Genomic DNA, 24,232 nt, shown 5'->3' on the forward strand with positions numbered 1-24,232 from the left:
TTTTACTCCCTCACTAAATATAGGGACTAAGTGGTGGATGGCTTCACAGGCGGGTTACAGAAGAGCATTCTTTGGGGGCATGGCGCAGGGCTAGATGAGATGTGATTAGGAAAGCGGATCATGGTGGTACAGGATTGGTACGGCCGAAACTGAAGGATGCTAAGCGCTTTGGTTTTAGGGGGGGGCTAGTAACTAGTAGCTCCAATCCATCATCGGCGCGACGGAGAAACGGCGGGAGAGCGGGGCGGGTGTGGCGATGGTTACGGGCATTGGGGATCTGGAATCGGTGAGGCTGGGAGGTGGGGGAGTTTAACAGGAATGGGGGTGTGGGGCTGAGGTGGCATTTAGCCTTGACTTGAGACCGGCTAATGGGGGGCCATTTTGCACGGTTCGCGACAGGCGTCATCCCCGGTTACCTGCTATTAATCAATGGGTGTTCGAGTGCTGGTCCTTTCGGGAGCGCGTCATGAATCCATTTATTCGCATCGGCATTGTCGACGATCATCCGCTGTTGCGTGAGGGCGTTGCCAATACATTGAAAAAACGGGCGGATCTTCACGTCGTCGAGCAGGGTGCCAACGCGGAAGATGCCAGGGATATTGCCCAGAGGACGCGTCCGGACGTGATGTTGATGGACGTCAATATGCCGGGCGATGTGTTCGCCGCGGTGCGGTTCATTTCCACGCAGTTGTCGGTGAAGGTGCTGATGCTGACGGTTTCAGAATCCGAAGATGACGCCTTTTTGGCACTGGAAGCCGGCGCGCGCGGGTATGTGTTGAAAGGTGTCAGCGGACCGGAACTCGTCCAGGCGATCAGGTCGGTTGCCAAGGGTGAGACCTATATCACCCCCGAGGTTGCCAACAAGCTGCTGAGTAACATCAAGGAACACGAAGCGGAAGTTCACCCGCTGGATCTGAGCCATCGTGAGGAGCAGGTCATCCGTGAAGTTTCAACGGGGCTGACCAATAAGGAAGTTGCATCAAAGCTGTTGATCAGCGAACAAACCGTCAAGAACCACATGAGCAGCGTGATGCAGAAACTGCACGCCCGAAATCGTGTCGAAGCGGTCGCTGCCCTACGGCGTTATTGGGAGCGCGAAGCGGTTGGGCGACTTCATCCCGGCGCGGGAAAAAACCAAGTGGATCCCCGGAGTGGCTCCTGACTAGAGTTTGAACTGTGCATTGACCGACGTGCCAGAGGCGCAGGAGTCGATGCTGAACAGCCCGCCCAGAGACTCAACGCGATAACGCAATCCGGCGAGCCCCAATCGGGTTCTGCCGGATTTTTCGAGCAGCATGGCATCCGCCGCCATGCCTGGACCCCTGTCCCTGACGCTGATGTTCAATACGTCATCACTGTATTGCGCCTGGATGACCTGACCCTCGCCGTTGGCATAACGGTAAGCGTTGTTGAGGGCTTCTTGCACAAAACGGTACAAACAGAGTTTGAGCGGCAGTGGCGCGACCTTCGGTAGCCGCGCCAGGTTTAATGTGACCTTGGTGCCCGTGCGTTGCTCGTGCCGTTGTGCCACCAGTTGCAACTCTTCCACCAGGCTCAAGTCGTTGATTTCCGGAAGTGCCAGGCCTCGGGACAAATCGCGGACTTCACGCAATGCGTCGGTGGCGGCGCCACGAATGGTTTCCAGCGATTCCTGGTCGACAGCGGAGCAATTTTCGACCAAGTCGTCGAGCCGGATCAGAATCAAGGTCAGTAACTGCGCCGGCCCATCGTGCAGGTCTGCACCAATTCGCCTCAAGGTGAGTTCGTTGACACGGGAAAACTCCTGGGTCGCCGTCGCTATTTTGCGCTGGAGTTCGGCATTGCTGATGTGCAATCGGGTTTGTTCCTGCAGCCGCAAGCGCAGTGCCACTTGTTGTTGTTGGATAATCTTGTCACCGCGTCGCACGATGAAGAAAAGCAGCGTCAGCATGGCCAGCGTCGCGGCGCCAACGACCACCCATACCTGCTCCCGAACCTGATTGACCTCGCGCTTCAGGCTATCGGCCTTTTCATAAAACTCGCCCACCGCGATGATTTTTCCGGAACTGGAGTCCCGCAGGGGTGCGTAGATTTCATAGAGCGGCAGGTTGAGCTCACGTTCGAACTCGTTCTCATCCTCGTCCAGGTCTTTAAGGTCGGTGACCACGTTGCCCTTGAGTGCCTCCCTGATCTCATCGAGTGGAAATTTGTGGTTGGTGATGGCTTTGTTCGTGCTGTAGACCACTGTGCCATCGGCTCGCCAGATCTTGATCGAGACAATGTGCTGTTTTAACGAACGACTTTGCGTGAGGCGGTCCAGGGACTGGACGCTTTCAGCCGAAAGGCCATTGTCCCGGCTCATTTCCTGGACATAGGGCTCCAGAAACGTATCCATGTACTGAGCGCCTGCTTCGGCCGCGCTTTGTACCGCGGCATTTTCTATGCCTACGCTTACCAGATTGCCGACGAAGAACATGGTCAGTCCCAGGATCAGTGCGGCGGCAATGACAAACTGAGTCGAGCGACTCAGATCGCGCGCCTGTGCCGTGATCCGGGTGCGCCAGATTCCGTTGCGGGCCGCATCGGAAACCGGGGCAGGTCCGATCAAATTCTCAGTCTCCTGCGCGATAAAAGTCCCGTTTTTTGATTCGACGTCTGCATTTGGCATCGGCCTGGTTCCCTGAACGTGATCAGTCGGTTGGAAAACCTTGCAACTCAACGGACATCTGGAAAATGCCGGGGCGGGTGTCCCGTGGGCACCACGCCCATGACTGACAGTAGTTCACTGTAGAGCGATTCGACAGCTTCACGGGGGGCTGACAATCTGTGGGTATTGGGGGCAGTGTGACAAGGTCGTGGTGGCGATGCCGGTCTTGCGCCGGTTTATGGGCTTACGCCAGAGCAAGAGGTGACCCAAGTCTTCTACAGCGGCGACTCCCTCGACGATGAAGGAATGGGCTATTCCCTGAGGATCATTGAGTTTGCAATCACATCTCACCGCGCTTCGTGAGATTTTTAAACTGTTGAATGGCATATTCTAAATGTAGGAAGTTTCCCTCAAGCCGCGTCCACATCGCCCACCTTGTTCCACCCCAGCCGCCCAGATAACCTTCTTCCCGTCGCTGCAAAATCAGCGACAAGGGTGTGGAAGCCCTTCACAAGATCTAGGCGCACAGGCGCCACCTAAATTTAAGCAGGCGCTTTTTTCATGTCTGCTGTTAAATTATGGCGGCTGTGCGCGGGGCACTTTCGGGTGCGCCGGGTTCCTAGATCCCCGGTCTTCCACACCTGCGCACAGCTGCCACCCATCATGTGGAAGTGATGCTGGCAGTTCCTTTAATTAATTCTAGGAACGCAAATAATGAAAAAAATAACGCCGGATCCTCCGGAAGCGCCAACTGCTTCCGATCTCGATCAGCTCTCCAAAGCCAGTCATCGCGCTGTCAGTAAACGCCTACGCAATCCGAATCACGCCGATCCCATCTGTCACGTGTTTACCATCGTTCCCAACGTCGACACTGAAACCTTGCTTTGTCACGCCTGCGAAACGCTCGCATCGCTAAACGTCCTCACCACCGACCTGGCTTGTAAGCTCGAAGGTTCACCGCGCAGTCTGGCGTTGTCGATTCAACAGTTGGCGGTAGTTGGGGAGCTGTTGGTGAATCGGGCACTGGATAATGTCGACCCACCCGAAAGTGTATGAATGCACGGCTGGCAATTCTTGTTGGAGGAGGACGCCCATAAGAGGCGTCCTTTTTATTTAAGAACCCACCGCACCTGAACCAACGCTGTCACCCCACAAAGTTTCATCATTCCCGCCGGGCGAACGGCCTAGGATAAAAGCATCAGGTCAACCCATCGCGCCTCCACCCAACAGGACATAGAAAATGATCTCAAACGTCATCAAGGTCGCACTCGTCACCAGTGCTGTGCTGTTGAGCGCCTGTTCGGGGGTGAGCACCACAAACCGCTATTCCGAAGAAAGCGTGCCGTCAGCCGGCTTCGGCCCGGGGCCCACCAATAGCCCCAACAAGATGAATTTCCACGGCAGCGCGCTCGGCAACAGCTTCGGTGAGTACAGCTCGGGCCTGCTGCACGATGACTGATCAGTAACAAATCACCTGGCATCCGCAACGAAAAAGGGCGCCCCTGAAGAGGGACGCCCTTTTTACTGTTCGAAAAAATGTTCTGTCATTTAGCCTCAGGCACCGCTATCCACTGCCCCAAAACCTTCTGATAATTCCCCGTCACTTTGGCCAAATGCAGCCACTGATCCACATACAACTTCCACGTCATATCATCACGCGGCAGCAAGTAAGCCTTCTCCCCATATTGCATGTACTGCGTCGGATTGACCGCACACAACCCCGGTTTGAGTTTCTGCTGGTACAGCGCTTCCGAAGCATCGGTGATCATCACGTCAGCCTTTTTGTCCAGCAGTTGCTGAAAGATGGTGACGTTATCGTGCAGTTGCAATTGCGCCTTGGGCAGGAAGGCATGGACGAAGGCTTCGTTGGTGCCGCCAGCGGGTTCGACCAGGCGAACCGTGGTTTGGTTGATCTGGTCGATGGTTTGGTATTGCGCCTGCTCTTCGCAGCGCACCAGCGGGATTTTGCCGTCGACGTCGAGGGTGGTGCTGAAGAAGGCTTTTTTCTGCCGTTCCAGGGTGACGGAGATGCCGCCCATGCCGATGTCGCATTTGCCGGCGAGCATGTCGGGCATCAGGGTTTTCCAGGTGGTGGGCACCCACTCGACCTTGGCGCCGAGGCTGTCGGCCAGGGAGCGGGCCATGGCGATGTCGATGCCCGAGTATTCGCCGTCCTCGGCTTTAAAGGTATAGGGTTTGTAGTCGCCCGTGGTGCAGACGCGCAGTTGGCCTTGTTGAATGACGCTGTCCAGGTGCGAAGGGCCTTCCTGAGCCTGGGTGCCAAACGATAGCGCGAGCAGGCCACTGAGCATCAGGGGGGTGTTGATGTTTTTCATTGTTGTCGGGCTTTTGTGATGGAGTGGTTTTGAACGGGGGAGTGTAGTGAAACTTTCAGGGAAAACGGGCGCCCGCTACAGGTCGCCGATTTCTGCTTCCGGGCTCAAGGTTCCAAGCCACGCCACCAATCCCACAATCAACACCGCTGCTGCGAGCTCCACCATGACGCTGCGCCGCAACGCATTCGCCGCCACTCGATACTGCCCATCGCGCAAAGAACGCTCAAGCGTCGGCCCTAAATGAAAGCGGTTCAGCGCGGCGAGTACGAGCATGCCTGCAAACAGCGCCACTTTGACGAACAGCAAAATACCGTAGGTGCCGAGCGACAGTTTGGGCCCGGCGATGTAGAGGTAGTTCACAACCCCGCTCACCGCGATGACAACCACGATCACTGCGCCGATGGATTCAAACCGGGTAACGGCTCGAGCCAGCAGACGGATGCGATTTTCGGTTTGCAGTGCGTCGGTCTGTGACATCCAGGCAAACGCAACCAGTGCACCAAGCCAGGCGCCACCCGCTAGCATGTGCAGAATGTCCGCGGTGAAATGCCAGGCGCCTTCATCCATTGCCCCGTGGCCACTCCAGGCCAGGGAAGCAAGGGCGATGCCGCCAGCGATAGTCGCGACGAGCAAGCTGGCGCCAGGTGCACGTCGGTTGAGCATCATTGCGATTGCAGCGACAACCAGCACAATGATCCGCACCAACCAGGCCCGCCCAACGTCCGTTTCCAACACCATCATTTCAATGTGCGGGTACAGTGCGGCGATATTTGATTCACCGCTCATGGCACTTGCCAGCAAAAACATGCCGGCGACGGACAGCAATACGCCGAGCATGATGGTTCCCCTCAATAGCGAGCGAAACGGCAACACCATCCCCGAAATCCGTTCCTGCCCTCTGAGGCTGTACAGACCAAAGAGCGCCACTCCAAACAGCAGCATCAAATCCGTGTACAGCACAAAACGCAGGGTGATGTTGGCCAGTTCGCTCATCGATCACTTCACTTTGAACGCGACATTGCCGGTGATCGGGTGGGTGTCCGACGATACCGCGCGCCACTCGACTTTGTAGGCGCCCGCAGGCAGCGGAGAGACGGGGGTGATGAGCATGGTTTTCGGATCGCCGCCGCCGCTGACTTTGGCTTTCATGGGCATGGGCGAGTGCGCCATGCCGGGCATTTCGGTCATGACCAGTTTCGCCCCGGAAAACTGGGTCACGAGGTTTTCGGAAAAGTGCAATTCGATGGTTCCCGGCGCTGAGCCCTCCGTGCCTTCGGCGGGTATGGAGAAGAGCAGTTTCGGGTGGGCCTGGGCGAGGGCGCTCAGTAGCAGTCCGCTTGAAAATGCGATGGCAATAGCGATGGTTTTGAACGTGCGCATGCAGGGCCTCTTGCCGCTTGAAGCGGCTGATTGTGGGTGATTGGATGATTGGGGTCAGAACCACATGCGCACACCGAGAACCAGGCGTGCCTCGCTGCGGTCCTCGCCTTCGTCGGTGGCAAAATCGGCGGTTTTGCCGTAAGTGCGGTTCCAGGTCACACCGATGTAAGGTGCGAATTCCCGGCGGATTTCATAGCGCACGCGTAGGCCGGCTTCACTGTTGGACAGCCCGGAACCGATACCGCGCTGCGGGTCGTTTTTGCCGTGAAAGTTGAGTTCGGCGGTCGGCTGCAGAATGAGTCGATTCGTCAGGAGGATGTCGTAGTCGCCCTCCAGACGCGCAGCGGTCTGGCCGCCTTCGCCAAGGAAGGCCGTGGCTTGGGCTTCAAAGTTGTACAGCGCCATGCCTTGTACGCCGAAGGCGGCCCAGGTTTGCGGGGGGCCGGGTTTGAAGTCCTGGCGCACGCCGCTCACGAGGTCCCACCACGGCGAAATGGCGTGGCCCCAGAGTGCCTGGATTTCAGCATCTTCGGTCTTGCCGTTGGTGCGTTCGCCTTCGGATCGCAGCCACAGGCGATCGATGTCGCCGCCGATCCAGCCCGACAGATCCCAGGCCAGGGTGCTGCCGTCGTCGGCGTCCTGCCACTCAAGCTTGTCAGCGAGCAAGAGTGAGTTGAGCGCGCGGTCATGCACGGTGTGGCCCTTGGGGCTTGCGTAGACAGCGACGCGGTCGGCTTCGGTCAGCGGCGGGATGGGTGTACGGCTTTCGGCCGGTGCAGCGGGCTGCATTTGGCCGTGATCCATGGGCTGCATCTGGCTATGGTCCATTCCGGTCATCTGGCCATGGTCCATGCCCTGCATGTCATGGGTGGCTGCTATCGCCGACGAAAGCGTCGGCCCGAGGGTGACGAGGGCCAAGGCGATGGGGGCCAAGGCTATAGGGGTGAGCCTGATCATGGGTAGCGCCTCATTCTTCCACGCGAACTTCACGGAACATGCCCATTTCCATGTGGTACAGGAGATGGCAGTGATAAGCCCAGCGCCCGAGCGCATCGGCGGTGACCCGATAGCTGCGTCGGGAGCCCGGTGGCATGTCGATGGTGTGTTTGCGCACCCTGAAATCGCCGTTCTCGTCTTCGAGGTCGCTCCACATGCCGTGCAGGTGGATGGGGTGCGTCATCATCGTGTCGTTGACCAGCACCACCCGGACGCGCTCGCCATATTTGAGGAGCAGCGGCTCGGCGTCGGAAAACTTCACGCCGTTGAACGACCAGGCGAACTTCTCCATATGCCCGGTGAGGTGCAACTCGAGGGTGCGGCCGGGCTCGCGGCCATCCGGATCGTCGAAGGTGCTGCGCAGGTCGGCATAGGTCAGGACCCGGCGACCATTGTTTCTCAGGCCGAGGCCCGGATCGTCGAGTTTGGGTGAGGTGGTCATGGCCTGCATGTCCACCAATGGGTTGTCGTTTTCCGACGCGGGATGGGCTTGCATGCCGGGCATGGCCATGGCGCTGTGGTCCATGCCGGCCATGCTGCCGTGGTCCATCCCACCCATTCCCATGTCATCCATGGTGACCAGGGGACGCGGATCCAGGGGTGGCACAGCCGCCGACAAACCGGCCTTCACCGCCAGCGTGCCACGGGCATAACCCGTGCGATCCATCGATTGGGCGAACAGGGTGTAGGCGTCGAGGGTCGGCTCGACGATCACGTCAAAGGTCTCCGCCACCGCGATGCGAAACTCGTCGACATCCACCGGTTTGACGTAGAGACCGTCGGCAGCGACCACGGTCATTTTCAAACCGGGAATGCGCACGTCGAAGTAGGTCATCGCGGAGCCGTTGATGAACCGCAGCCTCAGTTTCTCACCGGGACGGAACATTCCCGTCCAGTTGGCGTCCGGCGCCTGGCCGTTGATCAGAAAGGTGTACGTGGCGCCACTGACGTCGGCCAGATCGGTGGGGTTCATCTTCATCCCGGCCCACATCTTGCGATCGGCGATCGTCGCGCCCCAGCCGTTCTCGCTGACATCGTGGATGAAGTCGCCGACGGTGCGTTTGTCGTAGTTGTAGTAATCGGATTGTTTTTTAAGGGTCTTCATCAGACTGACCGGATCTTCGTCGGTCCAGTCGGTCAGCATCACCACGTAGTCGCGGTCGTACTGGAAAGGTTCCGGTTCCCTGGCATCGATCACCAGCGGTCCGTAGACGCCGGCCTGTTCCTGCAAGCCGGAATGACTGTGGTACCAGTAGGTGCCGTTTTGCCGGACCTTGAATTGATAGACATACAGGCCACCGGGCTCTATGCCTTTGAAACTCAGGCCCGGTACGCCGTCCATGTTGGCGGGCAGCAGGATGCCGTGCCAGTGAATGGAGGTGTTGTCCTTGAGTCGGTTCTTTACCCGCACGGTCACCGTGTCGCCTTCACGCCAGCGCAGGAGAGGGCCGGGCAGGCTGCCGTTGATGGTCATTGCGGTGCGTGGGGTGCCAGTGATGTTGACCGGGGTTTCGCCGATGAACAGCTCGAAATCGCTGCCGGCCAGCACCTGTGGCTCGCCAGGGCTGGTGATCGCCCAGACCGGTGTGCGCCATAACCCGAGGCCGCCAAGCAGTCCGCCGGCGGTCAGCCCTTTGACGAAGGTGCGTCTTGAAGTGTTGGAGTGCATGCCGTTTTTCCGTCAGCCTGGTGAACGTGTCGACGAGGCTAACGGGCGCTGCCTTTCAGCAGGCTGAGGCGGGGATTACAGTTTTGACAGGCGGGGCGGTGGTTACTGACGCGTCGTAGTCTTTTCGGAGGACGCTACCGTGCCGCTCCCACAATTAATGTATGAAGAAGACTTCAGCCAGCGTTGATCGGGATAGTAGGAAAACAGCAACTGCCCGTCCTTCATTGAGTCGATCAGCCGATGCGCAATCGCCGGCCTTACTGCAGGGCAGCCGAGGCTTCTGCCGATTCGGCCGTTGGCACGAGCCAGTACCGGACTGACGTACGGTGCACCGTGGATGACGATTGCCCGGTCAAAGGCGTTATCGTTGAAGCCTGGCTCCAGCCCTTCCATGCGCAAGGAATAGCCATTTTGGCCGCGATAGCTTTCCTGAGTGCGGAACAGGCCGAGGCTGGTGGCGTAGCTTTCGTTCTGGTTGGAGAATTGGGTGGCCATGTTTTCGCCGCTGTTGCGGCCATGGGCGACGAGTTCGTGGAACAGCAATTTGCGCTTTTTCAGGTCGAACACCCATAACCGTTGCTCGGTCGAAGGGAGGGAGTAGTCGATCACTGCTAGTCTCTGTGCCGGGGCCGCGCCCAGGGCGCGGGTGCATTGGGTGGCGCGTACCGCTAGGGCGATGACCTTGGCATTGGCATTGGGGGCAGCTTTGGCCAGCGCGACTTCAAGCGAATCGGCGTAGGCTGTGGGTATGAAGGCCGACGTCAACAGCAGCGCTGTGAGTAGAAAGCCAAAGCGATGTAGCGCCATAAGTAAATCTCATCAGGAATATATCGAGTCTAGCAGCGAGTGGAACGCTAGCTTTTTGATTTGCGGGAGATTAAGGATTATCCATGGTGCAATTAACAAGGTTATTCGTCATAAGCCGCGTATTTTTTATGGTCTTTCTGATCAGCGGCACTGCTTTTGGTGAAACTTCGCCGATCGTGCAGGTATCTCCTCCAGTTAGCACGGTGTCCGCGGCGCCTGACGATGGGGTTGGCCAGGCGATCCAGGCGGTGCTGGAACCTCTGCAATCGGCGTTCCCGCCACTGCTCACTTCTCGCAAGCACCAGCGGACGGACATTAACCGCGTCGTCCTGGATTTCTATTCCCATCGCAACTATCGTGCCGCCTGGACGAATGGGCGCGATGTCACCCAGTTGTTCAAAAGCCTGAACGAGACCGCATTCGATGGCTTGAACCCTGCGGATTACCGGGGCACTGAACTGCTCCAGGCGCAACTGGCAATGCAGGCTAGCGCGCCAACGCCGGCGCAATCGGCGGCTTTCGATATCGGGTTGACCCGCACCTACATCACCGCGCTGCTGCAATTGCGGCGCGGTAAAGTCGATCCGTCCCGGCTGGATTTTCACTGGAATTTCGACCCGGTGGGGGTTGATCCCCGTGAAGATGTGAACAGTTTCTTCGTCGCCCTCGATGATCACGACGTGGCAGGCGCGTTTGCAAAAGCTCCGCCGCAAGAGGCGGTTTATCGCAGCATGCGCGAGGCGCTGGCGCAGTTGCGTCAGGTTCGGGATGCGGGCGGTTGGCCGAAAGTCGCCGAGGGGCAGTCGCTCAAGCCGGGGATGGACGGTGTTGCAGTCGCCCAGTTACGGGCCCGCCTGGTGGCCGGGGGGTATCTGGAGCCACATAAGAGCAAACGCAGCGATTACGACGATAAAGTCATCGCGGCGGTGAAGAAATATCAAGTCGAACAGTACCTGGGCGCGGATGGGGTGGCAGGGGCGACGACCCTGGCGGCGCTGAATGTGCCGGTCGAGGCTCGGATCGATCAGGTCCGGGTGAACATGGAGCGGGCGCGGTGGTTGCTGTACAAGCTTCAGGGCACTTTTGTCGTCGTCGACATTGCAGGCTACAAAGTGGCGCTGTACCGCGACGGTCAACCGATCTGGCGTTCCCGGGTACAGGTCGGCAAGCCGATTCGCAGTACGCCGGTGTTTCAGTCCGAGATCACCTACGTCACCTTCAACCCCACCTGGACCGTGCCGCCGACGATTCTGGTCAAGGATATGCTGCCCAAGATTCAACAGAACCCGGATTACCTGGCGGCCAACCGGATCAGAGTCCTGGATCGCGACGGCAACGTGCTCGATCCGGCGACTGTCGATTGGTACAACGCTCGCGGTCTGACACTGCGCCAGGATGCTGGTCCTGATAATTCATTGGGGCAGGTGGCCATTCGCTTCCCCAACGACTATGCGATCTATTTGCACGATACGCCCCATCGCGAGCTGTTCGCCAAGTCCGTACGTGCCACCAGTTCCGGCTGCATCCGGGTGGAAAACCCGCTGCAATTGGTCGAACTGTTATTCAACGACCCGGCACGCTGGAACAGCGAGGGCATTCAAAAACAGTTGGCCAATGGCAAGACTGAAAACATCAGGCTCCCGGTCAGGGTGCCGGTGCTGTTGGCTTACTGGACGGTCGACCTGAGTAAAGAAGGGCGGGTAACGTTCAAACCGGACGTTTATGGTTACGACACTCCGGTGCTGCAACAGTTGAACTTGCCTTCGAAACTGCCGGCCCTGGAAATACCGCAGGCAGAAAACCCACTGGTGGTGACAGGGAAAGGCGAGCAATAGTCGTCGGAAAAAAAGTCCGGATGCTTTCCGATGAAAACTATCGTAATGAAAACGAGTCACAGATGATCGTTCGGCATGGATAGGGAATTCAAAGATGGTCGTTGCGCAGAAAAACTCGTCATTCACCAAAGGTCAGCCTCGTGTGCATGGCCTCGATGAGTGCCGCAACATTCAAAAAGGTTCAGTGTTCATCATTGCTTCAGGGGCATCGGCCAAAGATTTTCCTTTGCACAGGTACGCCGATGTTCCAATGATTACCATGAACGGTGCCATCTCGAAATTTACCGGGACAGGTATCAAGCCGTTTTTTTATGTGTGTACCGATCAGGGTTTTTCCGAACAGCAGCCAGATCTTTTTACGCAAGCCATGCGTCTCAGCGAGCGGGTTGCACTATGGGAAAGCCATGTCTGGCATACCACGCTCAAGCCCCAGGGGGATTTGTATCTGCTGAGGCGGGCGCCGAAACTGACATGGCGAGATCTGTTCCGTAGCGATGACGAGCTGATCAGAAGCCGTAAACTTGGCAATGGCCGCAATAAAACCCTGGGCTTCAGCAAGAATCTCAAGCGCGGTTTCTTTGATGCTCGCACGGTCGCTTATCTGGCATTACAACTTGCCTATCACGTGGGGTTCAGCAAGGTATTCCTGGTGGGAGTCGATCTGGACCCGTCGGTGGGCCGATTCTACGAAGTAGCAGGCAAGTTCACCTCTCCCTGTGTGCTCGATGAGCATTTCTTTACGAGAATCCTGCCGTCGTTTGAGATTTTGTCGAAATACGTCATGAACAAGGATTTTCAGGTCTACAACTTATCCGCTAACTCAAGGATCCCTACAAATCTGGTTCCTCGAGTGACGCTCGATGAACTTGACAGGCTCATCTGACTCCCGTCCTTGATCGGTAAACAAACAGGCGCTTTTTTTGCTTGTACCTGGCTCTATTTCACCCGCAAAAACGCCACTGGCGCCCATTGTGCTCTGCTTGATGCGCGATCGGGCAGGGGGCGACCACAACGTATCTGAATCGCTTGATCGGGGACTCCCATTTATCCCCGATAACCCCGTAGACTACGCGCACAAAAATTAAGGGCTTTTGGGCCGGTGCCCAGGCGTTGCCCTTGAAGGATGAGCTTTTTTGCCCACACGCTTTCACGACCCGCACCCCACCCCCGGCGTTGCATTGAAACGCATACCGCTGCGCAAGGCAGCGGTATTGTTTATTGCCACGGTGTGTCTGTGCCTGTGCGCCTTGCTTTATCTGCAACTGGAGCAATCCCGGCGTCATGACCTGAGTCAGGCCCAGGTCGCCTCGTCGAACCTGACGCGGGCGATGGCGCAGCAGGCCGAAGATACGTTCATGAAGGCCGATCTGGTGTTGACCAGTCTAGTGGACTGGATCCAGGTCGACGGTTTCGATGCGCCTCTGCGGCCCCGCCTGCAAAAAACCTTCGCCCGGCGGGTGCAGGCGCTGGACCAATTACACGGGATCCTGCTGTTTGACCAGAAGGGCCAATGGGTCGTGACCTCGTTCGAGAGTCTGCCCCGTGGTCCCGGCGTGGCGGATCGCGAATACTTCAAGTTCCACCAGCAGAATGTGACGTCCGTGGCGCACATCGGCCCGGCGATTCGCAGCCGGGAAAATGGCGAATGGATCATTCCGGTTTCCAAGCGGGTGAACGACAGGAACGGTCAGTTCCAGGGTGTCTTGCTGGCCGGTATCAAGATGTCGTACTTCGACCAGTTCTTCAAAAGTTTCAGCATTGATGACAACGGTTCGATGTTCGTCGCGTTGACCGATGGAACGCTGCTGGCGCGACGGCCGTTCGTGGAGTCGCAGATCGGTACGTCGTTGGCCCAGGGCGAAATCTTCCAGAACCTCCTGCCCCAGACGCCCTCCGGTAACGCGATGTTTACTTCGATGGTGGATGGCGTCGTGCGGTTGTTTGGCTACCGGCAGCTGGAGGCTTACCCGCTGGTGGTTTCGGCGGCATCGTCCAGGGATTCGATTCTGGCGGGGTGGTACGACACGGCGTTTCGCTCCAGCGTCATTGTCGCGTTGGTCATGCTCGGCGTCGGTCTGTTCGGCTGGGTCTTCATCCGGCAGGTGCGTGTCGGTGAGCGGGTCGAGGCGGATTTGCGCGAGGCTCAGCAAGCGCTGGAGCTGATCGCCACCCACGACAGCCTGACCGGCCTGGGCAATCGCCGGTTGTTCGAGCGGGCGCTGGAGATCGAGTTCGGACGCGGCGCACGACAGCAAAGCTCGTTGAGCCTGATCATGCTCGATATCGATTACTTCAAATGTTACAACGACACCTATGGCCATGTGGTCGGGGATCATTGCCTGGCCCAGGTCGCGAGGGCAGTAAAAGGTTGCTGTCATCGCAAGGCCGACCTGGCGGTGCGTTACGGCGGTGAAGAGTTTGCGGTGTTGCTGCCCGACACTGACATTCATGGCGCCATGACCATTGCCGAACAGATCCGCCGCAGTGTCATGGGCAAGAACATCAGCCACACCGGATCGCCCATTGGTTATGTGACGGTCAGCCTTGGTTGCTATTCGTTCGTGCCGACGGGGCAGGACAGCATGGACGTGTTCGTTCAGCGGGCGGACGCGGCGTTGTATCAGGCCAAGCATTCGGGGCGCAATCGTTCGGCCGTGCTGTCGATGGAGGGCGGCGTCGAGGCGCTGATGCGTTCGGATCGTTGAGCGCTTGTCCTGTTGTTTCATCTGCGCAACACCCCGGCGAGCCGGTCGTCCGCCTGTCAGTTCCCGTTCATTTGATCGTCTAGAGTTCCGTTAGCGCTGCCGGCTTCGGCAGGTGTTCCCACCGCACGGACGATCGCTAACATGTTGATAACCCGAGCATTGACAGCCGTAGCTCTCACCCTTGCAGCCTCCGCTATCTTTCCACTGGCCAGTCACGCGCAATCGAAAATCACTTCCGAGGAAGCCCACGCCATTGGCGTTGAAGCCTACGTTTATTTCTACCCGCTGCTGACCATGGACATTACCCGCAAGCAGTTCACCAACATCGAGCCGGGCAAGGAGTTTGGCAAAGGTCCGATGAACATGTTTGTGAGCGTGCCGCAGTATCCGCCCGCGAGTTTCAAAGGGGTGGTGCGCTCGAATTTCGACACCCTGTATTCGATCGCCTGGCTCGACTTGACCAAGGAACCGCTGGTCATCTCCGCGCCGGACACCGCCGGGCGTTTCTATTTGCTGCCGATGCTCGACATGTGGAGCGACGTGTTCGCCTCGCCAGGCTGGCGCACCACAGGCACCGACGCTGCGCAGTTTCTGGTGACGCCACCGGGTTGGAGCGGCACGGTGCCTGCCGGGTTGAATCACTTGCCGGCGCCGACGCCTTTTGTCTGGGTCATCGGCCGGACCAAGACCGACGGCGAGGCGGACTACGCGGCCGTGCATAAGATCCAGGCGGGCTACACCGTGACGCCGCTGTCGCGACTCGGTAAAAGCGCGGAACCGGTCAGTGTCCAGATCGACCCGGCCGTGGACATGAAGACCCCGCCGAAGATCCAGGTCGACACCCTGCCGGCGGCCAAATACTTCGCTTATGCCGCCGAATTGCTCAGCGTGCATCCGGCCCACAGCACCGATCAACCGATGCTGGCGCAGATCAAGCGGATCGGCCTCGAGCCCGGCAAGCCGTTCGACATGGACGCGCTGGAGCCTGAAATCAAGGCTGCGCTGCAAACCGTGCCTGAAGAAGCGCAGGCGTTGATGAAGTGGAAAGTGGAAACCCTGGCACGAGTGGTCAATGGCTGGTCGATGAACACCGATACCATGGGTGTCTATGGCAACTACTATCTCAAGCGCGCGGTCGTTGCCCAGGTGGGGCTCGGCGCCAATCTGCCCGAGGATGCGATTTATCCATTGAACATAGGCGATGCAAACGGCAAGGCGCTCGACGGTGCAAACAAATACGTGCTGCATTTCCCCAAAGGGGAGGCGCCGCCGGTGAACGCGTTCTGGTCGATCACCCTGTACGATCCCGAAGGCTTTCAGGTCGGCAATGGGCTCAACCGTTTTGCGGTGAGCAGCTGGATGCCGTTCAAGAACAACGCCGATGGTTCGCTGGACCTCTATTTCCAGAAAGAAAGCCCCGGCAAGGAGCTTGAGGCCAATTGGCTGCCGGCGCCTGAAGGGCCGTTCAACCTGACCATGCGCCTGTACGGGCCGAAGGCGGAGGCGTTGAACGGCAAGTGGAACCCGCCGCCGGTCAAGCAGATGTAGGTGTCAGGTAGTGGAAGCAGCCGACGACAGTTCACCATCGGCCGCCTTTACGCGTTCAGGTGCCTGTCCCACCGCCAGCACCACCGGTTCCACCGCCTGCCGACCCGGTGCCGCCACCGGCACCCGAACCAGAGCCGGAACCGCTGGCGCCACCGGCACTGCCGCTTGAGGATCCGGTTGAACCGCCATCACCGGCATTGCCGCCGGAGGGCGAGGCGGGGGTGTTGTCGGGCGGCATGACGGGCCCGCTGGTTGCGCGGGATTTGGTGCCTGTCGCATCCGCGTCCTCGCCCGATGCGGCAAAGGACGCCAGCGACGTTGCAGACAATAATCCGGCGAGAAAGAGTGAAGCGACTTTGATGTTCATCATGGTCCGTCTCCCAAAAATGAGTCGTTACCTGATGTTGGTGTGAAAGGCGGGCGGGTTGGTGCCGGCTGGATGACGAGTGGTGTGCGTGGAGTAAAAAGGCAAACCTCCAACCATCGCAACCACCGTCAGGCATCAAGGTCACAACCTTGACACCCGGCCAAATGGAGCGGCGACCATGAAAAAACTGCGGATTGCGACCTTCAACGTTAACGGCATGCGTGCCCGGCTGCCGAACCTGCTGGCCTGGCTTGATCGCGAGCAGCCGGACATTGCCTGTTTGCAGGAGCTCAAGTCGGTCGACAGCGCCTTTCCCGCCGCCGAGCTTGAGGCCAGCGGCTACGGTGCTATCTGGCAGGGCCAGGCGTCGTGGAACGGGGTGGCGATTCTGGCGCGGGATGCACAGCCATTGGAGAGTCGGCGAGGGTTGCCGGGCGATGAGGGCGACAGCCACAGTCGCTATCTGGAAGCCGCCGTGCACGGGGTGGTGGTGGGTTGCCTGTACCTGCCCAATGGCAACCCGCAACCGGGACCGAAATTTGATTACAAGCTGGCGTGGTTCGAGCGGCTGATCCGCTATGCGCAGGTGCTGCAAAGCAGCGAACACCCGGTGGTGCTGGCCGGTGACTACAACGTGGTTCCCACCGACCTGGACATCTACAACCCGCGCTCCTGGCTCAAGGATGCCTTGCTGCAACCGCAAAGCCGCGAGTGTTACCAGCGTTTGCTGGATCAAGGCTGGACCGATTCCTTGCGATATTTGTATCCGGAGGATCGGCTCTACACCTTCTGGGACTACTTTCGCCAGCACTGGCAAAAGAACTCCGGGTTGCGCATCGACCATCTGCTGCTCAATCCGGCGTTGAGCCCTTACTTGCAGGACGCTGGCGTCGATGCCTGGGTGCGCAACGAACCCCATGCCAGTGATCATGCGCCGACCTGGATTCAACTGGACTCGCGAAAGCGTCGTTGATGTTTCCGGCGGGGCGATTGGCTAAATCAATTGTCGGCGGCAGCGGTTCATCCCTTATACATAGCGCCCATTGGCGGAACGATCCGTCGCCTGCGTGCATAAGGACTGAACGATGAGCGAGACACGCCTGACGAGCCGTGGACTGTACCTTCAACGCCTGGGCTTCGATGCGCCCCCGGCGCCGACCCTGGAGACTTTGCGTCAACTTCAACTGCGCCACACCGGTGCCTTCGCGTTTGAAAACCTCACCACGCTGTCGGGCGAACCGGTGCTGATCGACTTGCCATCGGTAGAGCGCAAGGTCCTGCACGGCGAGCGCGGCGGGTACTGCTACGAACTCAACAATCTGTTCCTCGCCTTGCTTCAAGAGTTGGGTTTCGACGCGCGTGGCATCAGCGGCCGCGTGGTCATGGGCCAGCCCGAGGGTGCATGGACTGCCCGAACGCATCGCTTGAGCCTGGTGACCCTGGACGGTGTGCGCTACATCACCGATGTCGGCTTCGGCGGCATGGTGCCCACCGCGCCACTGTTGCTCGATAGCCGGGCTGAACAACTCACTCCCCACGAACCCTATCGCATCGAGCAGCACGCCGACGGCTACACCCTGCGTGCCAAGGTCGGGGACGAGTGGCGAGCGATGTACATCTTCGATTTGCAGCGCCAGGAAGATATCGATTACTCGGTCGGCAACTGGTACGTCTCGACCCATCCCGAATCATCGTTCGCCAGGCAACTGATGGTGGCGCGGACCGGGGAGGGGTGGCGACGCACCCTCAACAATGGCAATTTTGCGATCCATCGCATGGGCCGCGACAGCGAACGCCGGCAGGTGGCCGATGTGCAGGAGCTGACCGCATTGCTGGAAAACGAATTCGGCATCCGGGTGCCGGCCAATGAGACGTTGATGCGTACGCTTGAGCGCCTGATCGAGCCGCAATAAGCGCGTTATCGCGCACACAAAAACGGGGCAGATTGAAACAATCTGCCCCGTTTTGCATCAGGCCTAGGGCCTGGCCTCAGGCTCCAGCACGCGATGAATTTCCCTGAGGGCTTCCGCAAGTTTTTTCTCCAGGTTTTTCAGCTCCGAATTCGTGATCCCCTTTTTGAGGTGCCCGGCAGTGCCGGGCTCTGTAACTTTGCCCTGCTCGGTCAGCAGCGCCCGGCGCAGGGTGTTGTTGATTGCGGTCTGGTAACCATACCCCTCGCTCTCTGCCAGGGCGCGTGCAGCCTCGATGACGACATCATCGAGCATGATGGTGATTCGGGTCTTGCCTTTGCTGGTGGCAACGGCCCCACGCTTGGCAAGGCTGAAGTCGTACTCGTCTTTCATGGGTCAAGCCTCCAGATACTGGCGGCGCTCGTTTTTGCTGGCGAGGCGCGCCGAAATAATTCGAACGAAATTTGGATCACGCCACGTGTACACAACCACCAGCAAACGACCTTTGCCATCGAGTCCGATGGTGATCCAGCGCTGTTCATCATGGTGATCGTCCTGAAGGGTCAGGGCGTATTCGTCATGGAACACCGGTTCTGCGTCGGCGAGGCTGATGCCCTTGTGCTTGAGTTTGTTGGCTGCGTTCTTTGCCTTGTGAAACTGAATTTCGAATGGCTTCATTATGCATACTTTATATGTATATGAAAGAGGGGCGACCATGCCCGAGGGTCGCCAGGAACTCAAAAGACTAGCGGGCGCAGGGGAGAGGACCGGGAGGATGTATTTCAAGGTTTATGGCGCGATGGCACACAGCCTGCATGACCAACCGTTCATAATTTGAATGGCAAGTTGTATACAACTCTATAGACATTTGTCCTGAGTCTTGCATACAGTGTGCGCATAACAAAAACCAGGGAACCCCCTAACATGAAAACGCCCCATGTTTCACACCAACGGCCCGAAGACGAAAATCTCGGGATCGGCGCGAATATGGCTTACGGCCTGCAACATGTTCTGACCATGTACGGTGGCATCGTCGCGGTGCCTTTGATCATTGGTCAGGCTGCCGGGCTGTCGCCGGCGGACATTGGTTTGTTGATTGCTGCTTCATTGTTTGCGGGGGGGCTGGCCACGTTGCTGCAAACCCTGGGCTTACCGTTTTTCGGTTGTCAATTGCCGCTGGTGCAGGGCGTGTCGTTCTCCGGCGTTGCGACAATGGTGGCGATTGTCAGCAGCGGTGGGGAGGGTGGGTTTCAGTCTATTCTGGGGGCGGTGATTGCGGCGTCCCTGATCGGGTTGCTGATCACGCCCGTGTTCTCTCGAATCACCAAGTTCTTTCCACCACTGGTCACGGGGATCGTGATCACTACCATCGGCCTGACCTTAATGCCGGTGGCCGCACGCTGGGCCATGGGTGGCAACAGCCATGCCCCTGAATTCGGCAGCATGGCCAATATCGGCCTGGCGGCGGTGACACTGGTGCTGGTGCTGTTGCTGAGCAAGATTGGCAGCGCCACCATCTCCCGCCTGTCGATCCTGCTGGCGATGGTCATCGGCACGATCATCGCGGTGTTCCTCGGCATGGCGGATTTCTCGTCCGTGACCCAGGGCCCGATGTTCGGTTTCCCCACACCGTTCCATTTCGGCATGCCGACCTTCCACTTCGCCGCGATCCTGTCGATGTGCATTGTGGTCATGGTGACCCTGGTGGAAACCTCGGCGGACATCCTGGCGGTCGGTGAAATCATCGGCACCAAGGTTGACTCCAAGCGGCTGGGCAACGGATTGCGGGCCGACATGCTGTCGAGCATGGTTGCGCCGATCTTCGGCTCCTTCACCCAGAGCGCGTTCGCCCAGAACGTCGGGCTGGTGGCGGTCACCGGAATCAAGAGCCGTTATGTAGTGGCTACCGGAGGCCTGTTCCTGGTGATTCTCGGCTTGCTGCCATTCATGGGCCGGGTCATCGCCGCCGTGCCGACCTCCGTCCTCGGCGGGGCCGGAATCGTGTTGTTCGGCACCGTAGCCGCCAGTGGCATTCGTACCTTGTCCAAGGTCGACTACCGCAACAACGTCAACCTGATCATCGTCGCCACCTCCATCGGCTTCGGCATGATCCCGATTGCCGCACCGAACTTCTACGACCACTTCCCAAGCTGGTTCTCTACGATCTTCCACTCGGGCATCAGCTCCTCGGCCATCATGGCCATCGTGCTGAACCTGACCTTCAACCACCTCACGGCCGGCAACTCCGACCAGCAGTCGGTGTTTGCGGCGGGGACCGAGCGGGTCTTGCGTTATCAGGATCTGGCGGCCTTGCGCGAAGGGGATTACTTCAGTGACGGCAAACTGCACGATTGCGACGGGAAAGAGATTCCGGTGGTGGAAGTAGACCACGGGCATGGAGAGCCGCGGGCGGTGCATGCCAAGAGCGGTGAGCATGTCTGACGTTCATTGCGAATGAAAAGGGCCGATCTGTTGAATAGACAGATCGGCTTTTTGCTGTTCTATCGACCACAAAAACCCCTGAGCCGCCCGGTCAAAGGAATCGCCCTTACCACGCGTCAGACAAAACCTTCTGAATCAATGGTTTACAGCCTTCCAGCGCAGCTGCAAAACAGAAAAACGGCCAGCCATTTGCGCTATCCCTATTAAAGAAGGAAGGGCCGCTGCCGCTTGCCCCGACGCCAGTTACTAAATGTTTCCCTGATCCCTAAAGTATCAAATGGCCATGTCGATAAACTCTTCGAACATGGCACAGACTCGTGGATTCGTTTTGCGGCGATGCGAGAGTGATTAAGGGTGCCAGCTACTCAATTCTTCCAAGGAACGTTAACCCTATGACCTCCATCGTCACGTCAATGTCAACGGCTCAAATTGCCGTTTTGTCAACCAAGCAGATCGCGGCACTGTCGACTTCCGATATTGCCGCACTCAGCACTGCGCAGGCTGCGGTTCTGACCACCAGCCAGATTGCCACGCTGTCGACTGCCGACGTTGTCTCGCTGAGCACGGCCGCCATTGCAGCCTTTAATGCCTCGCAGCTGGGCGCGCTGAACACCCAGGATGTCGCCGCACTCGCTACTGCCCAGGTTGCCGCGCTGACCACCACTCAGGTGGCTGCGTTTTCCACCACCCAGATTTCCGCCCTGACAGCGACTCAGGTCGGTGCACTGGCCATCAACATGACCACTGCCCAGATCGGTGCACTGTCGGCGACTCAGGTCAAAGGCTTGTCCACCACTGTGCTGGGTGCCATGACCGCCACTCCAGTGGCAGCGTTCAGCACCAAAGCCATCGCGGCGCTGACGACCGCCCAGATCGGCGCTCTGTCGACCACGGCCGCCAGTGCAATGACCACCGCTCAGGTCACCGCGCTGACGACTGCGCAGGTTGGCGCCGTTGCCACCAAGCTGTCGACCGGCCAGATCGGCACACTGACCACCGGTCAGGTCTCGGGTCTGACCACCACCGCACTAGCGGGCCTGAGCACTGCTCAGTTGCAGGCGATCTCGACCAAGGACATTGCTCTGCTGTCGACTGCACAGGTATCGGGCCTGTCGACTTCCGCGTTGGGCAACCTGACCACCGCTCAGCTGCAAGCCATTTCGATCACGGACGTTGCCGCGCTGTCGACCACTCAGGTCGGCGCCCTGTCGACTGCCCAGGTTAACGCGCTGACGACCATCCAGGCGGGCGCGTTGACCGGTACCCAAGTCAGCACCCTGGCGGCCAAACTGACCACCGCCCAGGTCGGCGCACTGTCGGTCACGCAAGCAACAGGCCTGAGCACCACGGCAATGGCCGCGCTGTCCACCACTCAGCTGGCGGCCATTTCGACCAAAGACATCGTGGCACTGACCACTGCCCAACTGGGCGCCATTGCCACCGCAGACGTCGCCTCCCTGACGACTGCCCAGGTCACGGCAATGACCAACACCCAGGTCGGCGCTCTGGCGGCAAAAATGTCGACCACGCAGATTGGCGTACTGACTGCCGCTCAAGCGGGCAGTTTGTCGACCACCGTTCTGGGCTCGCTGAGCTCGAACCAGCTGCAGGCCATTTCGACCAAGGACATCGCTGTCCTGTCGACGGCGCAGGTAGCGAGCCTGTCGACCACCGCACTGGGTAACCTGACCACCGCTCAACTTCAGGCCATTTCGGCCAAAGACGTTGCCGTGCTCTCGACCACTCAGGTCGGCGCCCTGACCACGGCCCAGGTCGGCTCGCTGGTGACCACCCAGGTCGCAGCACTGACCAGCACCCAGGTCGGCACTCTGGCTGCCAAACTGACCACCGGTCAGATCGGTACGCTGTCCACGTTGCAGGCTGCGGGTCTCACGACCACCGCGTTGGCCGCCCTGAGCACCGCTCAGGTCGCCGCGATTTCCACCGCGGACATCGCGAAGTTGACCACCACCCAGTTGGGCGGTTTGACAACGGCAGGTGTCGCCGCGCTGACGACCGCCCAGGTCACAGCATTGACCACCGCCCAAGTCGGCGTACTGGCGACCAACCTGACGACCGGTCAAATTGGCGCGCTGACCGTCACTCAGGCAGCAGGTCTGTCGACCACCGTTCTGGGCTCGCTGAGCACCGCTCAGTTGCAGGCGATCTCGACCAAGGACATTGCTGCCCTGTCCACCGCGCAGGTCTCCGGCCTGTCGACCACGGCGCTGGGTAACCTGACGACTGCTCAGCTTCAGGCGATCTCAACCAAAGACGTGGCCGCCCTGTCGACCGCGCAATTGGGCTCGTTGACCACCGCCCAGGTCGGCGCTCTGGTCACTGCACAGGTTGCAGCACTGACCAGCACCCAGGTCGGCACGCTGGCCACCAACCTGACCACTGGTCAGATCGGCACACTGTCGACCACTCAGGTAGCGGGTATCAGCACGACTGCCATCGCTGCCCTGAGCACTGCCCAGGTTGCTGCCATTGCCACCCGTGATATCGCGTCGCTGACAACCACTCAGTTGGGCTCTCTGGGAACAACCAGTGTCGCCGCCATGACAACTGCCCAGGTGGCAGCGCTGACGACCACTCAAGTCGGCACGCTGACCGCCAAGCTGACCACTGGCCAGGTCGCTGCACTGAACATCACTCAGGTCACCGGCCTGGTTGTCGGTAGCCTGAGCACCGCCCAGGTGGCAGCGGTTTCGACCGCTGATATCGGCGCACTGTCGACCACGCAGATGACGGCGATGTCGACCGCTCAGGTCGGTAGCCTGACCACCGGCCAGATTGCAGCCTTGAAGTACACCCAGGTCAGCTCGCTGGGCCAGAACTTCACCACCACCCAGCTCGGCGCTCTGACCACGGCTCAGGCCGCTGGTTTGACCACCTCGCTGCTGGCCGGGTTGAGCACGACTCAGTTGCAGGCGATCTCGACCAAGGAAATCGCAGCCCTGTCGACCACCCAGGTATCGGGTCTGGCGGCTTCGGTGCTGAACGGCCTGAGCACCACTCAGGTTCAGGCGATCGAGGTAGCTGATATCGGCGCCCTGACGACGGCCCAGGCCGGCGCTCTGGCAAGTGCCCAGGTCACCGCCCTGACCAGCAGTCAGGTCGCTGCCCTGAAGTACACCCAGGTCAGCGCGCTGGGTACTAACCTGTCCACCACTCAGGTCGGTCAGCTGTCGGTCGCGCAGGTAGCGGGTATCTCGACTTCGACTCTGGCGGCCATGAGCACCGCACAGGTTGCAGCGATCACTACCAAGGATATTGCTGCCCTGACCACCACGCAGGTGAGCTCGCTGACCACGGCGCAGATCGGTGCACTGTCGACCTCCCAGGTCGGTGCACTGACCCACACTCAGGTCGGCGCCATGACCTCCACCCAACTGGGTACGCTCTCTACAACTCAGATCCCGTATCTGACCCTGTAAGGACGCCGCCCAGGCTCATGAAACGACGCTTGTCCATGCCGCGCATCAGCACGGCATGTTCAAGCGCCGGTGCATCGAGTGCTTTTGAACGCGGGGGTTCGGCAGGCGACTGCCGGCCTCCTGCTTTCACCCCCTGGTTCTGGACGAATCCGGATGTGCCCATTTAGGATG

The 24,232-nt window shown here is 59.2% G+C and carries 21 protein-coding genes; 11 read left to right on the forward strand and 10 right to left on the reverse strand.

The genetic code is table 11. The annotated features are described in order from the left end of the window. Positions 1-466: 466 nt before the first annotated feature. Complete coding sequence (locus tag LAB08_RS08755; RefSeq protein ID WP_096512597.1) at positions 467-1,162, forward strand: response regulator; 696 nt, start codon at positions 467-469, stop codon at positions 1,160-1,162. On the opposite strand, the gene LAB08_RS08760 is transcribed toward LAB08_RS08755, so the two are convergent. After that, positions 1,163-2,647, reverse strand: coding sequence for a sensor histidine kinase (locus LAB08_RS08760; protein WP_096512596.1), 1,485 nt, complete (start codon positions 2,645-2,647; stop codon positions 1,163-1,165). Positions 2,648-3,340: 693 nt separating this feature from the next. Here LAB08_RS08760 and LAB08_RS08765 point away from each other — a divergent pair. Further along, positions 3,341-3,682 carry a DUF6124 family protein gene (locus LAB08_RS08765; protein ID WP_096512595.1) on the forward strand — a complete coding sequence of 114 codons (342 nt, stop codon included), beginning with the start codon at positions 3,341-3,343 and terminating at the stop codon, positions 3,680-3,682. Positions 3,683-3,866: 184 nt separating this feature from the next. After that, the gene (locus LAB08_RS08770; RefSeq protein ID WP_096512594.1) at positions 3,867-4,085 is read left to right on the forward strand and encodes a hypothetical protein; all 219 of its coding nucleotides are present in this window, start codon (positions 3,867-3,869) and stop codon (positions 4,083-4,085) included. An 85-nt stretch (positions 4,086-4,170) separates the two neighbouring features. Here the strand turns inward: LAB08_RS08770 and LAB08_RS08775 are convergent, their stop codons facing one another. From LAB08_RS08775 to LAB08_RS08800, 6 genes are all read right to left on the reverse strand, one after another. Beyond that, positions 4,171-4,938 carry a transporter substrate-binding domain-containing protein gene (locus LAB08_RS08775; RefSeq protein WP_436799355.1) on the reverse strand — a complete coding sequence of 256 codons (768 nt, stop codon included), beginning with the start codon at positions 4,936-4,938 and terminating at the stop codon, positions 4,171-4,173. Positions 4,939-5,037: 99 nt separating this feature from the next. Continuing rightward, positions 5,038-5,955 carry a copper homeostasis membrane protein CopD gene (gene copD, locus LAB08_RS08780; RefSeq protein WP_096512592.1) on the reverse strand — a complete coding sequence of 306 codons (918 nt, stop codon included), beginning with the start codon at positions 5,953-5,955 and terminating at the stop codon, positions 5,038-5,040. Positions 5,956-5,958: 3 nt separating this feature from the next. Next, positions 5,959-6,342, reverse strand: coding sequence for a copper homeostasis periplasmic binding protein CopC (gene copC / locus LAB08_RS08785; protein WP_096512591.1), 384 nt, complete (start codon positions 6,340-6,342; stop codon positions 5,959-5,961). A 54-nt stretch (positions 6,343-6,396) separates the two neighbouring features. Continuing rightward, positions 6,397-7,299 (reverse strand): copper resistance protein B, encoded by a 903-nt coding sequence (locus tag LAB08_RS08790; RefSeq protein ID WP_096512590.1) that lies wholly within the window; start codon positions 7,297-7,299, stop codon positions 6,397-6,399. A gap of 10 nt (positions 7,300-7,309) precedes the next feature. After that, a complete protein-coding gene (locus LAB08_RS08795) occupies positions 7,310-9,007 on the reverse strand; it encodes a copper resistance system multicopper oxidase (RefSeq protein ID WP_096512589.1) in 1,698 nt (565 codons plus the stop codon). A gap of 102 nt (positions 9,008-9,109) precedes the next feature. Further along, positions 9,110-9,814: a murein L,D-transpeptidase catalytic domain family protein gene (locus tag LAB08_RS08800; RefSeq protein WP_096512588.1), complete on the reverse strand. Its 705-nt coding sequence runs from the start codon at positions 9,812-9,814 to the stop codon at positions 9,110-9,112. A gap of 83 nt (positions 9,815-9,897) precedes the next feature. Between LAB08_RS08800 and LAB08_RS08805 the strand changes: the two genes are divergently transcribed. From LAB08_RS08805 to LAB08_RS08820, 4 genes are all read left to right on the forward strand, one after another. Then, positions 9,898-11,649, forward strand: a complete 1,752-nt coding sequence (locus LAB08_RS08805) for a L,D-transpeptidase family protein (protein WP_096512587.1) — start codon at positions 9,898-9,900, stop codon at positions 11,647-11,649. Positions 11,650-11,743: 94 nt separating this feature from the next. After that, the gene (locus LAB08_RS08810; protein WP_096512586.1) at positions 11,744-12,532 is read left to right on the forward strand and encodes a WaaZ-like lipopolysaccharide core biosynthesis protein; all 789 of its coding nucleotides are present in this window, start codon (positions 11,744-11,746) and stop codon (positions 12,530-12,532) included. Between the two features lie 250 nt (positions 12,533-12,782). Next, complete coding sequence (locus LAB08_RS08815; RefSeq protein ID WP_096512585.1) at positions 12,783-14,354, forward strand: sensor domain-containing diguanylate cyclase; 1,572 nt, start codon at positions 12,783-12,785, stop codon at positions 14,352-14,354. A 141-nt stretch (positions 14,355-14,495) separates the two neighbouring features. Beyond that, positions 14,496-15,902 carry a DUF1254 domain-containing protein gene (locus LAB08_RS08820; RefSeq protein WP_096512584.1) on the forward strand — a complete coding sequence of 469 codons (1,407 nt, stop codon included), beginning with the start codon at positions 14,496-14,498 and terminating at the stop codon, positions 15,900-15,902. A gap of 55 nt (positions 15,903-15,957) precedes the next feature. On the opposite strand, the gene LAB08_RS30285 is transcribed toward LAB08_RS08820, so the two are convergent. Continuing rightward, complete coding sequence (locus LAB08_RS30285) at positions 15,958-16,272, reverse strand: hypothetical protein (protein ID WP_096512583.1); 315 nt, start codon at positions 16,270-16,272, stop codon at positions 15,958-15,960. A gap of 175 nt (positions 16,273-16,447) precedes the next feature. On the opposite strand from LAB08_RS30285, the gene LAB08_RS08830 reads away from it, so the two are divergent. Both LAB08_RS08830 and LAB08_RS08835 read left to right on the forward strand, forming a co-directional pair. After that, entirely contained in the window at positions 16,448-17,242 is a 795-nt protein-coding gene (locus LAB08_RS08830) for an exodeoxyribonuclease III (protein ID WP_096512582.1), read from the forward strand. A 112-nt stretch (positions 17,243-17,354) separates the two neighbouring features. Further along, positions 17,355-18,182, forward strand: a complete 828-nt coding sequence (locus tag LAB08_RS08835; RefSeq protein ID WP_096512581.1) for an arylamine N-acetyltransferase family protein — start codon at positions 17,355-17,357, stop codon at positions 18,180-18,182. 63 nt (positions 18,183-18,245) lie between these two features. Here LAB08_RS08835 and LAB08_RS08840 read toward each other — a convergent pair whose 3' ends face one another. Together LAB08_RS08840 and LAB08_RS08845 are read right to left on the reverse strand one after the other, a co-directional pair. After that, positions 18,246-18,572, reverse strand: a complete 327-nt coding sequence (locus LAB08_RS08840; protein ID WP_096512580.1) for a BrnA antitoxin family protein — start codon at positions 18,570-18,572, stop codon at positions 18,246-18,248. 3 nt (positions 18,573-18,575) lie between these two features. Beyond that, entirely contained in the window at positions 18,576-18,857 is a 282-nt protein-coding gene (locus LAB08_RS08845; protein WP_096512579.1) for a BrnT family toxin, read from the reverse strand. A gap of 246 nt (positions 18,858-19,103) precedes the next feature. Here LAB08_RS08845 and LAB08_RS08850 point away from each other — a divergent pair, with 246 nt between their 5' ends. Together LAB08_RS08850 and LAB08_RS08855 are read left to right on the forward strand one after the other, a co-directional pair. Next, positions 19,104-20,621 carry a nucleobase:cation symporter-2 family protein gene (locus LAB08_RS08850; RefSeq protein WP_096512578.1) on the forward strand — a complete coding sequence of 506 codons (1,518 nt, stop codon included), beginning with the start codon at positions 19,104-19,106 and terminating at the stop codon, positions 20,619-20,621. 392 nt (positions 20,622-21,013) lie between these two features. Then, entirely contained in the window at positions 21,014-24,061 is a 3,048-nt protein-coding gene (locus tag LAB08_RS08855; protein ID WP_096512577.1) for a beta strand repeat-containing protein, read from the forward strand. Positions 24,062-24,232 lie beyond the last annotated feature (171 nt).

This window comes from Pseudomonas izuensis (assembly GCF_002356535.2).
Classification (GTDB): Bacteria; Pseudomonadota; Gammaproteobacteria; order Pseudomonadales; family Pseudomonadaceae; genus Aquipseudomonas; species Aquipseudomonas izuensis.